Origin of the sequence: Streptomyces sp. NPDC056883 (assembly GCF_042788835.1) — a bacterium.
Classification (GTDB): domain Bacteria; phylum Actinomycetota; class Actinomycetes; order Streptomycetales; family Streptomycetaceae; genus Streptomyces; species Streptomyces stoeckheimensis.
This window is the reverse complement of sequence record NZ_JBHUBS010000014.1, coordinates 116493-131960: the sequence shown is the minus strand read 5'-3', so window position 1 is coordinate 131960 and position 15468 is coordinate 116493. Positions and strand designations below refer to the sequence as shown.

9 protein-coding genes are annotated in these 15468 nt (G+C 72.3%); 6 read left to right on the top strand and 3 right to left on the bottom strand.

Annotated elements, in window-relative coordinates; translation table 11 throughout:
- The first annotated feature begins 174 nt into the window (after positions 1–174).
- The 4 genes from ACFRU2_RS29415 to ACFRU2_RS29400 are packed head-to-tail and all read left to right on the top strand — an operon-like array spanning position 175 to position 8099.
- Positions 175–1680: a cytochrome ubiquinol oxidase subunit I gene (locus ACFRU2_RS29415; RefSeq protein WP_382977596.1), complete on the top strand. Its 1506-nt coding sequence runs from the start codon at positions 175–177 to the stop codon at positions 1678–1680.
- Between the two features lie 18 nt (positions 1681–1698).
- Complete coding sequence (cydB, locus tag ACFRU2_RS29410; RefSeq protein ID WP_382977593.1) at positions 1699–2700, top strand: cytochrome d ubiquinol oxidase subunit II; 1002 nt, start codon at positions 1699–1701, stop codon at positions 2698–2700.
- A 58-nt stretch (positions 2701–2758) separates the two neighbouring features.
- Positions 2759–6340, top strand: a complete 3582-nt coding sequence (cydD, locus tag ACFRU2_RS29405; protein ID WP_382977590.1) for a thiol reductant ABC exporter subunit CydD — start codon at positions 2759–2761, stop codon at positions 6338–6340.
- 10 nt (positions 6341–6350) lie between these two features.
- Entirely contained in the window at positions 6351–8099 is a 1749-nt protein-coding gene (locus ACFRU2_RS29400; protein ID WP_382977587.1) for a GAF domain-containing sensor histidine kinase, read from the top strand.
- A 26-nt stretch (positions 8100–8125) separates the two neighbouring features.
- On the opposite strand, the gene ACFRU2_RS29395 is transcribed toward ACFRU2_RS29400, so the two are convergent.
- Positions 8126–9061: an HAD hydrolase family protein gene (locus ACFRU2_RS29395; protein WP_382977584.1), complete on the bottom strand. Its 936-nt coding sequence runs from the start codon at positions 9059–9061 to the stop codon at positions 8126–8128.
- 137 nt (positions 9062–9198) lie between these two features.
- Between ACFRU2_RS29395 and ACFRU2_RS29390 the strand changes: the two genes are divergently transcribed.
- Positions 9199–9474 carry a hypothetical protein gene (locus ACFRU2_RS29390; protein WP_382977581.1) on the top strand — a complete coding sequence of 92 codons (276 nt, stop codon included), beginning with the start codon at positions 9199–9201 and terminating at the stop codon, positions 9472–9474.
- A 33-nt stretch (positions 9475–9507) separates the two neighbouring features.
- Positions 9508–10413, top strand: a complete 906-nt coding sequence (locus tag ACFRU2_RS29385; RefSeq protein ID WP_382977578.1) for an LLM class flavin-dependent oxidoreductase — start codon at positions 9508–9510, stop codon at positions 10411–10413.
- 71 nt (positions 10414–10484) lie between these two features.
- Here ACFRU2_RS29385 and ACFRU2_RS29380 read toward each other — a convergent pair whose 3' ends face one another.
- A complete protein-coding gene (locus ACFRU2_RS29380; RefSeq protein WP_382977575.1) occupies positions 10485–13517 on the bottom strand; it encodes a tetratricopeptide repeat protein in 3033 nt (1010 codons plus the stop codon).
- The gene (locus ACFRU2_RS29375; RefSeq protein WP_382977572.1) at positions 13514–15382 is read right to left on the bottom strand and encodes an HSP90 family protein; all 1869 of its coding nucleotides are present in this window, start codon (positions 15380–15382) and stop codon (positions 13514–13516) included. Before ACFRU2_RS29375 ends, ACFRU2_RS29380 begins: the two co-directional genes overlap by 4 nt.
- Positions 15383–15468 lie beyond the last annotated feature (86 nt).

Sequence of the window (15468 nt, the reverse complement as noted above, 5' to 3'; positions counted from 1 at the left end):
ATCTGTTGAATTTATTCGCTAGGGGGGACCCCCCTGAAAGATGCCGACAGCGGTACGACATAATGCTTGTGAATGTGAACGCGTTCACAAGCGTGTCCTGCTTCCTCCCGGATTGGGTGGGATGCAAGAGGCAAACTGCGGCTGTGACCACGGCGAAACGAAGGAGACGACGACGTGGACCTAGCTTTGGCGCCAGAGACCCTGGCGCGATGGCAGTTCGGTATTACCACCGTCTATCACTTCCTCTTCGTTCCCTTGACGATCTCGCTGGCCGCGCTCGTCGCGATCTTGCAGACCGCCTGGGTGCGTTCGGAAAAGGAGAAGTACCTCAGGGCCACCAAGTTCTGGGGCAAGCTCTTCCTGATCAACATCGCGATGGGCGTCGTCACCGGCATCGTCCAGGAGTTCCAGTTCGGCATGAACTGGTCCGACTACTCGCGGTTCGTCGGTGACATCTTCGGGGCCCCGCTGGCCTTCGAGGCGCTCATCGCCTTCTTCTTCGAGTCCACCTTCATCGGCCTGTGGATCTTCGGCTGGGACAAGCTGCCGAAGAAGATCCACCTGGCCTGCATCTGGATGGTCTCGATCGGCACCATCCTGTCCGCGTACTTCATCCTCGCGGCCAACTCCTGGATGCAGCACCCCGTCGGCTACCGGATGAACCCCGAGCGCGGCCGGGCCGAGCTCACGGACTTCTGGCTGGTGCTCACGCAGAACACCGCGCTGACCCAGTTCTTCCACACCATGACGGCGGCCTTCCTGGTCGGCGGCGCGTTCATGGTCGGCATCTCGGCCTTCCACCTGGCCCGCAAGAGGCACATCCCCGTCATGCGGACCTCGCTGCGACTCGGACTGGTCGTCATGATCATCGCCGGTCTGGGGACCGCCATCAGCGGAGACATGCTCGGCAAGGTGATGTTCAAGCAGCAGCCGATGAAGATGGCCGCCGCCGAGGCGCTCTGGGACGGCGAGGCGCCGGCTCCCTTCTCCGTCTTCGCCTACGGAGACGTCGAGAAGGGCCACAACAAGGTCGCGATAGAGATCCCGGGCCTGCTGTCCTTCCTGGCCAACGACGACTTCACCTCGTTCGTCCCGGGCATCAACGACGTCAACAAGGCCGAGCAGGAGAAGTTCGGGCCCGGTGACTACCGGCCCAACATCCCCGTCGCCTACTGGGGCTTCCGGTGGATGATGGGCTTCGGAATGGCCTCGCTCGGTGTCGGCATGCTGGGGCTCTGGCTGACCCGCAGGAAGTTCATGCTGCCGCCGGGGCTGCGCACCGGTGAGGAAGAGGTCCCGCACCTGGTCCTCTTCAAGAAGGCGCTGAGCCCCAAGTTCACCAACTGGTACTGGATCATCGCGCTCTGGACCATGGGCTTCCCGCTGATCGCCAACTCCTGGGGCTGGATCTTCACCGAGATGGGCCGCCAGCCCTGGGTGGTCTACGGGGTCCTGCGCACCAGGGACGCGGTCTCGCCGAACGTCTCCCAGGGTGAGGTGCTCACCTCGATGATCGGCTTCACGACGCTCTACGCCGTGCTCGCCGTGATCGAGGTCAAGCTCCTCCTGAAGTACGTCAAGGTCGGCCCGCCCGAGCTCACCGAGGCCGACCTCAACCCGCCGACCAAGATCGGCGGAGACGACAAGAACCCCGACCGGCCGATGGCCTTCTCGTACTGAGGCTGAGGAGACCACACCATGCAACTCCACGACGTCTGGTTCGTACTCATCGCCGTTCTGTGGATCGGCTACTTCTTCCTGGAGGGCTTCGACTTCGGAGTCGGCGTCCTGACCAAGCTGCTGGCCCGCGACCGCACGGAGAAGCGGGTCCTGATCAACACGATCGGGCCCGTGTGGGACGGCAACGAGGTCTGGCTGCTCACGGCCGGCGGCGCGACCTTCGCCGCCTTCCCCGAGTGGTACGCCACCCTCTTCTCCGGCTTCTACCTGCCGCTCCTGCTCATCCTGATCTGCCTGATCATCCGCGGGGTCGCCTTCGAGTACCGGCACAAGCGGCCCGAGGACAAGTGGCAGACCAACTGGGAACACGCGATCTTCTGGACCTCGCTGATCCCCGCGTTCCTGTGGGGCGTGGCCTTCGCCAACATCGTGCGCGGAGTCAAGATCGACCAGGACATGGAGTACGTCGGAAACTTCTTCGACCTGCTCAACGTCTACTCGATCCTCGGCGGCCTGGTCACCCTGACCCTGTTCACCTTCCACGGCGCGGTGTTCACCTCGCTCAAGACGGTCGGCGACATCCGGGACCGCTCGCGCAAGCTGGCCACCCGGCTCGGGGCGGTGACCGCCGTGCTGGCGCTCGCCTTCCTGATCTGGACCCAGGTCTCGCGCGGTGACGGCTGGAGCCTGATCGCCATGATCGTGGCGGTACTGGCCCTGGTCGGTGCCCTCGGCTTCAACCTCGCGGGCCGCGAGGGCTGGTCCTTCGGCCTCTCGGGGGTCACCATCGCGGCGGCCGTCGCGATGCTCTTCCTGACGCTCTTCCCGAACGTCATGCCGTCCTCGCTGAACGACGCCTGGAACCTCACGGTCACCAACGCCTCGTCCAGCGCGTACACCCTGAAGATCATGACCTGGTGCGCGGCGGTGGCGACCCCGGTCGTCCTGCTCTACCAGGCGTGGACGTACTGGGTGTTCCGCAAGCGCATCGGCACGCAGCACATCGCCGACGTGCACTGAGCCGCTCCGCCGACTCGTCAGCTCCGCTCCGCCCGATCCTGCCTGGGGGATGTTTCACGTGAAACCGATCGACCCGCGCCTGCTTCGGTACGCCCGCTCCACCCGCCTCTTCCTGGGGGCGGTGGTGGCCCTCGGGCTCGCCGGGGCGGGGCTGGTCGTCGGCCAGGCGATGCTGATCGCCGAGATCGTGGTCGGTGCCTTCGAGGACGGACTCGACGGCTCAGCCCTGCGGACGCCCCTGCTGCTGCTCGCGGCGGTGGCGCTCGGCCGCGGCCTGGTCGCCTGGCTGACCGAGCTGGCCGCGCACCGGGCGAGCGCGGCGGTCAAGTCCGAACTGCGCGGCCGGCTGCTGGAACGTGCGGCGGACCTGGGGCCCGGCTGGCTGAGCGGACAGCGGACCGGCTCCCTGGTGGCCCTGGCCACCCGGGGAGTGGACGCGCTCGACGACTACTTCTCGCGGTACCTGCCCCAGCTGGGGCTCGCGATCGTCGTCCCCGTGGCGGTGCTCGCGCGGATCGTCACCGAGGACTGGGTGTCGGCGGCGATCATCGTGGTCACGCTCCCGCTGATCCCCCTCTTCATGATCCTGATCGGCATGGCCACCCAGTCCCGGATGGACCGCCAGTGGCGGCTGCTGTCCCGGCTCTCGGGGCACTTCCTGGACGTGGTGGCCGGTCTGCCGACCCTCAAGGTCTTCGGCCGCGCGAAGGCGCAGGCGGAGTCCATCCGCAAGATCACCGATGACTACCGGCAGGCGACGATGCGCACGCTGCGCATCGCGTTCCTGTCCTCGTTCGCACTCGAACTGCTGGCGACCCTGTCGGTGGCACTGGTCGCCGTGACCATCGGCATGCGGCTCGTCCACGGGGAGCTGGACCTCTACACCGGGCTGGTCATCCTGGTCCTGGCGCCCGAGGCGTATCTGCCCCTGCGTCAGGTCGGGGCGCAGTACCACGCGGCGGCGGAAGGACTGGCCGCCGCGGAAGAGATCTTCGAGGTGCTGGAGACCCCGGTCGCCGCCTCGCCGGGGACGGCCTCCGTCCCGGTCCCGGACCTGCGGATCGAGCTCGACGGGGTGGCCGTCCGGTACGACGGCCGGGGCGAGGATTCCCCCGGACCCGTCTCGCTGACGGTGGAACCGGGCGAATGCGTGGCCCTCACCGGCCCGAGCGGCGCTGGCAAGTCCACGCTGCTGCAGGTGCTGCTGGGCTTCGTGACACCGAGTGCGGGCCGGGTCCTGGTCGGGGGCGCGGACCTGGCCGGGCTGGCGCTCGAGCAGTGGCGGGAGCAGATCGCGTGGGTCCCGCAGCGGCCGCACCTGTTCGCGGGGACGATCGCGGAGAACGTGCGGCTGGCGCGGCCCGGCGCCGCCGATGCCGAGGTGACCGCCGCCCTGGCGGACGCCGGGGCCTGGGAGTTCGTACGGGCTCTCCCGCGGGGGGCGGACACCCTCCTCGGCGAGGGCGGGGTCGGACTGTCCGCCGGTCAGCGCCAGCGCCTCGCGCTGGCCCGGGCGTTCCTGGCGGACCGGCCGGTGCTCCTGCTCGACGAGCCGACGGCGGCCCTGGACGGCGAGACCGAGGCGGCCGTGGTGGAGGCCGTACGCCGCCTCGCGGTCGGCCGGACCGTTCTGCTGGTGGTCCACCGGCCGGCGCTGCTGGCGCTGGCCGACCGGGTCGTGCGGGTGGGGGCCGGGCCCGCCGGGTCCTCCCCCGCCGCGCCGCTTCCCGCCGTTTCGCTTCCCGCCCTGCGGGCGGGGCAGCCCGCGCCGGGACCGGCACCGCGCGATCCCGGCGAGTGGATCCTCGGGGACGCTCCGGAACGGGCCGCGTCCACCGGCGGCAGCGATGCCGGCGGGGGCGATCCGCTCCGGCGGGTACGGGGCGTCGCCAAGGCCTGGCAGGGACGGTTCAGGCTCGGTCTGTTCCTCGGGGCGCTGGCCGTCGGGTGCAGCGTCGGGCTGATGGCCGTCTCCGGATGGCTCATCTCGCGCGCCTCCGAACAGCCGCCCGTGCTGTACCTGATGGTGGCCGTCACCGCGACGCGGGCCTTCGGCATGGGACGGGCCGTCTTCCGCTACGCGGAGCGGCTCGTGTCCCACGACGCGGTCCTGCGGATGCTCGCCGACCTGCGCGTCTCGGTGTTCCAGCGGCTGGAGCGCATCGCGCCCGCCGGACTGCGCACCCAGCGGCGCGGGGATCTGCTGACCCGGCTGGTGGCCGACGCCGACGCCCTGCAGGACTACTGGCTGCGCTGGCTGCTGCCCGTCGGCACCGCGCTGCTCGTGGGCACCGGCTCGGTGGCGTTCACCGCCTGGCTGCTGCCCGAGGCCGGGGTGGTGCTCGCCGTCGGGCTGCTGGCCGCCGGGGTCGGCGTACCGCTCGTCAGCGCGGTCTGCGCGCGCCGGACGGAGCGCCGGCTGGCGCCCGCCCGGGGAGAGCTCGCCACCCGTGTGGCGGATCTGCTCACCGGAACCGCGGAACTCACGGTCGCCGGAGCGCTCGGAGGGCGCAAGGCCGCCGCGAAGGAGAGCGACCGCACCCTGACCGGGATCGCGGCCCGGGCGGCCGCCGTCACCGGGCTCGGGAGCGGGCTGTCCGCCTTCCTGACCGGACTGACGGTGGTGTGCGCGGCAGCCGTCGGGGCGAACGCCGTCGCCGGGGGCCGGCTGTCCGGGGTGGCCATGGCCGTGGTCGTCCTGACGCCGCTGGCCGCCTTCGAGGCCGTCAGCGGGCTTCCGCAGGCCGTCCAGTACCGCCAGCGGGTCCGGCGCAGCGCCGAGCGGGTCTACGAGGTCATCGACACGCCCGCCCCGGTCACCGAGCCGGAGCGCCCCGAAGCCCTGCCCGCCTCGCCCTTCCCGCTCCGGTTGAAGGGGCTCGCCGCCCGGCACCCCGGGCAGGAGAACGACGCGCTGAGCGGGCTCGACCTGACCCTCGAAGCGGGCCGCCGGATCGCGGTCGTCGGGCCCTCGGGAGCCGGCAAGACCACGCTGGCACAGGTCCTGCTGCGCTTCCTGGACCAGCACGAAGGCTCGTACACCCTGGGCGGGACCGACGCGCGCACCCTCGACGGGGACGACGTGCGCCGGGTCGTGGGCCTGTGTGCCCAGGACGCCCACATCTTCGACAGCTCCGTACGGGAGAACCTGCGGCTGGCCGCCCCGGGGGCGAGCGAGGCGCGGCTGCGGGAGGCCCTCGCCGCGGCCCGGCTGCTGGAGTGGGCCGAGGGGCTCCCGGACGGGCTGGACACGCTGGTCGGTGAGCACGGCGAGCGGATCTCCGGTGGCCAGCGCCAGCGCCTCGCCCTGGCGCGGGCGTTGCTCGCGGACTTCCCCGTCCTCGTGCTGGACGAGCCTGCCGAGCACCTGGACCTGGCCACCGCCGACGCACTGACCGCGGACCTGCTGGCCGCGACCGAGGGCCGTACCACCGTGCTGATCACGCACCGGCTGGCCGGTCTGGACAAGGTCGACGAGGTCCTCGTCCTGGACGGCGGCGCGGTCGTCCAGCGCGGTGCGTACGCGGAGCTGGCGGCGACCCCCGGTCCGCTGCGCGGGCTGCTGGAGCGGGAGCGGGAAGCGGACGGGACGGGCGTCACCGCACAGGCTCGACTTTCCTCGCTAAAGGGGACTAACTAGGCTCAAGGGCATGTCAGCGCAGGAGTCCCAGGAATCACCCGAGTACCCGCCGGAGCCCTCACCGGAATCGCCCGACCCGCTGGAGGCCGCGACCGCCGCCACCCGGAGTCTCCAGGGGCTGTCCACCGAGCTCACGGCCCGGGTGCCGCAGTTGCTGGAAGCCATGCGGTCGGTCGGCACCGGCCTCGAACTGCACTCCACGCTGGACCGGATCTGCGAGACGGCCGCCGAACTCGCGGACGCCCGTTACGCGGCCATCGGCGTGGTCGACACGGAGGGCCCGGGTCTCTCGGACTTCGTCACCTTCGGGATCAGCGACGCGCTGGCGAAGAAGATCGGGCACCGCCCGGACGGGAAGCGCGGCCTGCTCGGCGCGCTGATCTCCAACCCCGACCCGGTCCACCTCGCCGACCTGACCAAGGACCCGCGCTCGGAGGGCTTCCCCGCCCATCACCCGCCGATGAAGACCTTCCTCGGGGTTCCGATCCGGGTCCAGGGAGAGATCTTCGGGAACCTCTACCTGGCGGAGAAGCACGGCGGCGGCGAGTTCAACGACTACGACGTCCACATGGTCCGGGTGCTGGCCACCGAGGCGGGCATCGCCATCGGCAACGCCCGGCTCTACGAGGCCGCCACCCAGCGCGAGCGCTGGATCGACGGCTCGGTCGCCGTCACCACGGCCCTGCTGTCGGGCGGGGACGCGGACGACGCGCTCGCGGTCGTCGCCGAACAGGCCCGCCGGCTCGCCGATTCGGCCGCCGGGATCGTGATGCTCCCGGCCGAAGAGGGCGGGATGGAGATCGTCGCCGTCTCCGCGGAGAACCCGGCAACCTCGCTCGGCGTCGTCATCCCCGCCGAGAGCCCGGTGGTGGCCAGGCTGCTGGAGGGCGAGCCGGTCTTCGTGGACGACGCAGCCTCGGACCCGCGCATGATCAGCCGCCTGACCAGCCAGTACGGGGCCTGCATGATGCTCCCGCTGCAGAGCGGGGGCCGGGTGCTGGGGGCCCTCGTCACGCCCCGGGCGCGCGGGAAGCGGCCGTTCACCGAGGCGGAGCGGACCCTGGCCACGCAGTTCGCCTCGCAGGCGGCCCTGGCGCTGATGATGGCGGAGGCGCAGCGGGACCGGGAGCGCCTCGCGGTGTTCGAGGACCGCGACCGGATCGCCCGCGACCTGCACGACCTGGTCATCCAGCGGCTCTTCGCCACCGGGATGATGCTGGAGGGCGCCCAGCGCCGCTCCGTCGTGCCGGAGGTCCAGGAGGGCGTCGGAAAGGCCGTGGACGAGCTCGACGTGACGATCCAGGAGATCCGCACCGCGATCTTCGCGCTCCAGCAGGGACCGGCGGAGGCCCCCTCGGGGCTGCGCACCCGGGTGCTGAGGGAGATCAACATGGCTGCCGTGCCCCTGGGCTTCAAGCCCGCGCACCGGTTCCTCGGACCGATCGACGCGGTCGTCGGCGAGCTCGTCGGCAAGAACCTGATCGCCGCCCTGCGCGAGGCGCTGTCGAACGCGTTCCGGCACGCGGACGCGTCCCGGATCGAGGTGGTGCTCGACTCCACCGTCAGCCTGCCCGACGGGCGGCCCGGAGTCCGGCTGGAGGTGGCCGACGACGGGGTGGGCATCCCGGAGGGCGGACGGCGCAGCGGTCTGCGGAACCTGCGCCGGCGGGCCGAATCGCTCGGCGGCTCCAGCTCGTACGGCCCCGGCCTCGGTGAGGAGGGCGGCGGGACCACCCTGGTGTGGGAGGCCCCGCTGTAGCCGCGCCCCTCGGTCGCGCCCCTCGGCTACGCCTCGGTGCGGGCGGTCCGTTCGGCCAGGATGCGCTCGATGACCAGGGCGACGCCGTCCTCGTTGTTGGCGACCGTACGGCCCGACGCGGCCGCGATCACATCCGGATGGGCATTGCCCATCGCGTACGAGGTGCCGGCCCAGCCGAGCATCTCCACGTCGTTCGGCATGTCGCCGAAGGCGACCACCTCGGCCGGCGAGATGCCGCGCTCCTCACAGCACAGCGCCAGGGTGCTGGCCTTGGAGACCCCCGGGCCGCTGATCTCCAGCAGGGAGGTCGGGCTGGAGCGGGTGATCGAGGCGTACGCACCGGCGACGGAGCGCGCCAGGGACAGGAACTCGTCCGGAGCCAGCTCGGAGTGGTGCGCGAGCACCTTGAGCACGGGCGCCGAATCGTCGTCCGTGGCCTCGTGGAGCAGGGTCTCCGCGGTGGCGACGTTGGCACCCGGGTCCTGGAAGAACGGCGGGTACTGCGGTTCGTAGTTGATGCCGGTGGTCAGCTCGACGGCGAAGGAAGTGCCGGGGGCGGCGGCCCGAAGGGCCTCCACCACCTTGAGCGCGGTGATCCGGGGCAGCGGCCTGACCTGGACGAACTCCCGTCCCGAGGGCTGCCGGCCGGTGGAGTGCTCGTCGGTGGTGTGCCGGTCGATGGCGTGCAGGTCGACGACGGCGGCGCCGTTCGCGCAGATGGCCAGGCCGTGGCCCTGGACGTGGTCGCTGACCACTCCCATCCAGCGGGCCGGGCGCCCGGTCACGAAGAACACCTCGATACCGGCCTCCTCGGCGGCGGCGAGTGCGGCGACGGTGCGTTCCGAGACGGATTTGTCGTCACGCAGCAGGGTGCCGTCGAGGTCGGTGGCGATGAGCCGGGTCGCGGGGGTGGGCCCGTCCGGGCGCTGGGGAGCCGAGGTCACGGCTCCATCTTCGCCCATGCCGGCGGCCGGCGATGTTTCACGTGAAACATCGCCACATGGTTGTCAGTGGGTGGTGGAAGGATCTTCTCGCCGGCTCCGCTGCCGTTCGGGCCGCCGGCACGGTGCCGGTTCCGACGACCTCACACGGGGGCGACGTGCTCATCCCTTCAGCCCGCACACCGGACTGCGCCGCCTGCGGCGGCCCGCACGCCACCTGGGCCGCGAGCCTGGCGATGGTCCTGTGCACGGCGTGCGCACGAGCGAGCGCCCACCACCCGGAGCGGGAACCGGTGCTCGTGGGCAAGGTCCTGGCCGACGCGGCCGATGCGGCCGACGCCCTGGCCCACACCGCCCGCACCACGACTCCGTCCCACCCCTACTCCGCCGTCCTGCTCGCCCTGTGGCGGGCCAGGGCCCAGCGCGGGACATGACGGCGCCCGGGGCGGCGGTCGTAGGCTCTGGTCATGACTCTTCGCCTGAGCACCGTGATCCTTCCCGTCCACCGGTGGAACGACGGGGGACGTGAACGCTGGCAGAGGGCCGAGGAACTGGGGTTCCACACGGCCTACACCTACGACCACCTGTCCTGGCGGACCTTCCGGAACGGGCCGTGGTTCGGTGCTCTGCCGACGCTCACGGCCGCTGCGACGGCGACCGAGCGGCTGCGGCTCGGCACGCTCGTCACCTCGCCGAACTTCCGGCACCCGGTGACGCTCGCCAAGGAACTGATCTCCCTCGACGACATCTCGGGCGGACGGATCACGCTCGGGATCGGCGCCGGCGGCAACGGGTTCGACGCCACCGTGCTCGGACAGGAGCAGCCGTGGACCCCCAAGGAGCGCGCCGACCGCTTCGGGGAGTTCCTGCCGCTGCTCGACCGGCTGCTCACCGAGGACTCCGTCTCGCAGCGGGGCACGTTCTACTCGGCCGAAGAGGCCTTCAACATCCCCGGGTGCGTCCAGCGGCCCCGGCTGCCCTTCGCCGTCGCCGCGACCGGCCCCCGCGGGCTGAAGCTCGCCGCGCGGTACGGGCAGGCGTGGGTGACGACCGGCGATCCGAAGATCTTCGACGAAGGCACCCCGGAGCAGTCGGTGCAGGCCCTGCGCGGCCAGATCGAGAAGCTCGGCAAGGCGTGCGCGGAGACCGGCCGGGACGTGGCCGAGCTGGACAAGGTCCTGCTCACGGGCTTCACCCCGGACCGGGGGCAGCCGCTGGAGTCCGTGGCGGCCTTCGTCGACTTCGCGGGCCGCCACCAGGAGCTCGGCTTCACCGAGCTCGTGATCCACTGGCCGATCCCCGACTCCGACTTCGCCGCCGACCAGGGCGTCTTCGAGCAGATCGCCACCGAGGCGCTCGCCCAGCTGGGCTGAGGGACGGAAGAGGCCGCCCGCCTCGCGCCGCTGCCGTCGCCCCGGTTCCGGAGCGACGGCAGCGTGCGTGCTTAGGCCGAGGTGCGCAGCAGGTGCTCCGTCGTGCGTTCGGCGCTTTCCAGGAGCCACTCCGGGGCCACGCCCTCGGGCAGCGCGCGCACCTCGGCGGCCAGCGCCGAGACCCGGGCGGCGCCGGCTTCGGGCCGGCCCAGCTCGTGTTCGGTCCAGGCGGCGTTGTTCACGCACTGGAACCGGGCCTGCAGATGGTCCGGGCCGAGCTCCGCGTGGAGGGCGGCGGCCCGTTCCCAGAGCAGGATCTCCTCCAGCCGCAGGGCCTCCAGCTCCGCCGCGCCCAGCGTTTCGGCGGGCTCTGAAACACGGCCCCCTCCTCCCTGACCGCCTTCCTCGTGGGCTTCCTCCTTCGCCTCCTCGTCGGCGCGGACCCGGCGGTCGAGGACCTGGGCGAGCTGGTTCCAGGTCTCGGCCAGTTCGGCCCGTGCCTCGAGGTCCTCGGGGGCGTCCGCCAGCGCGGCGGTCAGGACCTCGGCAGCCTCGCCCATCCGGGCCCGGGCCCCCGCCACCGCCGCGTCGGTGACCACGTCGCGCAGCCCCAGCCAGGCCAGGGACCGCAGGATCCGTACCTCGGCGACCGGCGCGTCCTTCGACCGCCTGCGCAGTTCGAGGGCCCGCTCGTAGGCGGCGACCGCCTCCGGCACCAGCCGGGCCTCGGAGAGCTGATCGGCGGCGGCCTGCGCGAAGTTCGCCTGCGGACGCGGGTCCTCCCAGGCCTCGGAGAGCTCCGCCGCCAGCAGGTACTGCTCGGCCGCGCCCCGGGAGTCGTGCAGATCGCGCAGCAGGTCACCCAGGAACTCCCGTGCGGAGACGGCCTGGCCCTCACCGTGCTCCAGCAGGTCCGGCAGCGTCGACTGCAGCACCTCGGCCGCCTCGGCGGTGTGGCCCTCGCGGGCGTGGCACCGGGCGAGCAGCAGCCGGGCCTGTGCCCCGCCGTCGGCGGTGAGCCCGGCCTGGTCGAACCAGTGCGCCGCCTCCAGAGCGTGCCGCGCGGCCTCCGCGTCGGCCTCGCCCCGCCCCAGCAGGATGTCGGCGAGGGTGAGCCGTACGACGCCCTGCGCCTCGGTGTCGGTCACCTCGGCGGCATGCGCCAGCCCGGCTCGGGCCGACTCCTCGGCCTCGGCCGGGCGGTCCAGCGACATCAGGACTCCGGCCCGCAGCACGAGCGGGTCCACGGCGAGCCACGGCCGGCCCGCGGCCACCGAGCGGTCGGCGGATCCGGCGAGCAGCGTCACGGCACGTTCCGGGTCGCCCTGCGAGAGGGCGAGCCGGCCCAGCATCTCCTCGGCCTCCGCCACCACGTCGGGCAGGGCCGCAGCGTAGGCATCGGCGAAGGCGGCGAGTTCGGCGGCCAGCTCGCCGTGGCCGTGGCCGTGGCCGTGCTCCGGCCCGTCGGCGTGCCCGTGTCCGGCGTCCTCGGCGGCCTCGACCGAGCGCAGGTAGGACTCCACCCGGATCCCGGTCAGTTCCGTGAGGGCGATCCGCCGGGTGCGCAGCGGCTCGTCCGCGTCCAGCGCCTCGGCTGCGCGGAGGGCGACGGCCAGCAGCTCGCGCAGCTCCCCCGGCTCGGTGCCCGACTGCGCGGCCACGGTCGCCAGCCGCAGCTCGGTCAGGGCGGCGCGCTCCGCGACCCCCAGCTCCCGGTAGCGCTCGCGTACGCCGGCCAGCAGCTCCGGGGCGTTCGCGGCGCCGGCCCGCGCGGCCGCCAGGGCCCGGTGGTCCGCCACATCGGCGGCGGCCAGCGGATCGGACCCGGCCGTCGCCTCGGGACGCAGGGCCACCTCCTCCCAGAGGGCGTCCGCGCCGGGATGCCCGAGGTCGCGTGCCGCCCGGGCCCGTTCCACGAGTTCCGCGAAGCCCTCGGCCGGTGCTGCCGCCCTCGGCGCCGGGGCGGGGCCCGGCTGCGGGAGCGCCGCGAGCGCGGAGCTTCGTACGCCCAGCGGCAGGACCGCGGTCAGCGGAGCCTCGCCGATCCGCGCGAGGAACCGCTCCGAGAACCGGGTGGAGCCGTTGCGGGCGTCGAACCGCCGGGCGATCTCGAGGGAGCCCGCGCGCAGGGCCTCGTACAGCTCGGACACGGTGCGCGGGCTGCCTTCGTAGGGGACGGCGGGGCTCTGTCCGTGGCCCAGCTCCGTCAGCCGGCGCAGCAGGACGAGGATGCCGCCGTGGAAGGCGAGCTGGTCCGAGAGGTTGGCGAGCGGGGCCACGTGCGCGGCGTGCTCGGCCAGGATCTCCAGGCCCCGGGACTCGTTCCCGGTGAGCGCGCAGAACTCGATGTGCCGTCCCACCGAGGGCAGCAGGCTCTCCTTGTCACGGGCCAGCCGGTAGCCGCGCAGATGGGCCGAGCGGGCCTCGTCGAACCGGCCGAGCCGCACCAGCGGCAGCAGCGAGGTGGCCAGGATCCGGTGGGGTTCCTCGGCGCAGGTCTGCTCGCCGGAGAGCACCGGCCGCCAGACCTCCAGGGCCTCGGCGTCGTCACCGCGCAGCATGGCGTAGTGGCCCTGGCTGTTGAGTTCGCAGGCGTGGCAGTCGCTCATGTCGTCGCGGTCGGCGGCCTGCCAGCGGGCGTACGCGCGTCCGGCCCGCTCGTCGTCGGCGGTCGCGTCGGCGAGCCACAGCTCGGCCTCGCGCACGGGACGCTCGCTGTAGCCGGCGATCCGGTAGCGGCGCTCCATCTCGTCCAGCCAGCCGGTGGCCGACTCCAGCGGGATCTCGGGCGAGTGGCCGATGGCGCTGGCGATCCACTTGAACTGCCAGAACAGCGAGTGGGCGTCCCACTCGTCGAAGGCGCCGGGGTCCTTGTCGTACTCCTGGAGCAGCCGGGCGAAGGGCACGAGCATCTTCGGCGACTCGGAGCTGTACAAGTAGGCGTTGATCAGGTTGTCCAGTGCCGCGCGGAACAGCGGCCGGTCGCCGGTCGCTTCGGCGGCGGCGGACAGGGCCTCGGCGTGGGCGTTGCGTGCGGCCCCGCCCGGAGCCTGGCGGTTCTCGGCCAGTCCGCGCTCGATTTCCTCGCCCGTCATCGTGCTCACTTCTGCTCCCCCTGGGTGTCGGTGCCGTCCGTGCCGTCCGTGCCGGTGGCGGAGTGGGTCGCCCATTCCAGGAGCCCGAGGAAGGCCCGGTTGAGCAGGGTGGTGTCGGCCGCGCGCAGGGGCCGCTGGGATCTCAGCAGGGCCTGGCCGTACAGCGATTCGACGGCCGTGGCGGTCAGCGCCTCCTCGGGGAGGGCGGAGATCCGGCGGATGAGCGGGTTGTTGTGGTTGAGCACGAGGCGGGCGCGCGGGGCGGAGCCGCGCAGCGAACCGAGGATGCCGCTCCACAGCGAGTCGGCGGTCTCCAGGGCGGCGGTGCGGTCGCGCTCCTGCCGGGCCTGGCGGTCGTCGAGGTAGAGCGCGGGGACGTTGGCGGGCTGGAAGGCGCGCAGGACGACGTCGCAGCTCTGGGGTTCCAGGCGGGTGCGGGCGGTGGCCAGAAAGGGGGCCAGGGTCAGTTCGGCGGAGGTCGGTACCGGATCGAGGCGTTCGGTGACGGCTCCCGCATCGAGCTCGGTGACCTTGAGCTCCGGCCGTACGGCGGGCAGCAGGGCCAGCAGGTCGGCGTCGTAGGTGTAGCCGGCGTTGATGACTCCGAGGCCGTGGGCCGCCGCGATCGGGGCGATCTGGCGGAACTCCTCCACGGTCCGGGTGAAGTGGATCTCGGTGTGGGCGGCGGCGAACTGCTCAAGGCTCATCGAACCGTCGCTGGTCTCGAACGGCAGCCAGGGCAGCATCAGGCCGAGCAGCTCGGCGTCGTGCCGGGCCAGGGACTTCACCCCGAGGTGGTGGACGCTCAGGAAGGCGGCCAGCCGCTCGGGGTCGCTCGTGGCGAGCTCGGCGAGCCAGGCGCGGACGCGGGCGCCGAGGGCTTCGCGCACGGCGGCGAGCGTCTCGTCGTCGTACAGGTTCTCGCGGGAGGCGGTGGGCCGCAGGGTGTCGGTGTCCAGGACGGCGCGGACGAAGAACGCCCAGTCGGGCAGCAGGTTGTCGGCCTTGTCGGTCAGCAGCATGCCCTTGAGGTGGACGCGGTGTCCGGACCGGTGGGCGGGGCTGGTCGGCTCGGGCAGGACGTACGCGACTCCGCGCACTCCGGCCACGGGAAGGTCGAGGTCGATGCTGTCGAGCGGGGTGAAACCGAAGAGCTGCGCGCAGTGCCCGGCGAGCGCGACGCGGCGGGCCGCGGGGGTGGGGAAGGGGCGGTCCCAGACAGCGGGCCGGTCGGTGACGGGGCGGGGCCCGGCGCCGGAGCCGTCGTCGAAGGTGATCTCGTAGGGCAGCAGGGAGCCGTAGTCGCGGGCCAGTTGCTCGACCTTGGCCGGGACGGTCCACTCCTCGGCGCCCGGGCGGGCCTCCAGGACGACGGTGGTGCCGGGCTCCGGGCGGGCGTCGGAGGGCAGTTCGCGCACGGTGTACGAGCCGTCGTCCGTGGCCAGCCATTCGACGGGCGCGGCCAGCGGATCGCGGGCGGAGCGGGTGACCACGCGGATCTCGCGGGCGACGACGAAGCAGGCGAGCAGACCGATGCCGAACTGGCCGAGGAACTCCTGACGGGTGGTCTCCAGGCCGTGCGGTCCTCCGCGCTTGGAGCTGCGGCCGATGGTGGCGAGGAGGGAGTGGGCCTCGTCCGCGGTCAGGCCGATGCCGCTGTCCTCGATGGTCACCCGGTTCCCGGTGGCCGACAGGCGGATGCCGATCTCGGCTTCGGGATCGAGGGCGTGGCGGGCGGTGACCGCGTCGACGGCGTTCTGGAGGAGCTCGCGGACGTACACGCGGGGGCTGGAATAGAGGTGGTGGGAGAGCAGGTCGACGAGGCCGCGCAGATCGACCTGGAAGGTGTTCGGATGGGGTTCTTCGGAGATCATGGAGCGTCACCTCGCGTGCTGGTACGGGTTGTTCGGTGACCGCGAGGTGCCCCCCTCACAGATCCCGGAGTGAGGAACAGAGTAGG

Excerpts from the sequence above, each read along its gene's own strand:
- cydB (WP_382977593.1), top strand. The coding sequence starts at position 1,699 with ATGCAACTCCACGACGTCTGGTTCGTACTCATCGCCGTTCTGTGGATC.
- ACFRU2_RS29400 (WP_382977587.1), top strand. The coding sequence starts at position 6,351 with ATGTCAGCGCAGGAGTCCCAGGAATCACCCGAGTACCCGCCGGAGCCC.
- ACFRU2_RS29395 (WP_382977584.1), bottom strand. The coding sequence starts at position 9,061 with ATGGGCGAAGATGGAGCCGTGACCTCGGCTCCCCAGCGCCCGGACGGG.
- ACFRU2_RS29385 (WP_382977578.1), top strand. The coding sequence starts at position 9,508 with ATGACTCTTCGCCTGAGCACCGTGATCCTTCCCGTCCACCGGTGGAAC.
- ACFRU2_RS29375 (WP_382977572.1), bottom strand. The coding sequence starts at position 15,382 with ATGATCTCCGAAGAACCCCATCCGAACACCTTCCAGGTCGATCTGCGC.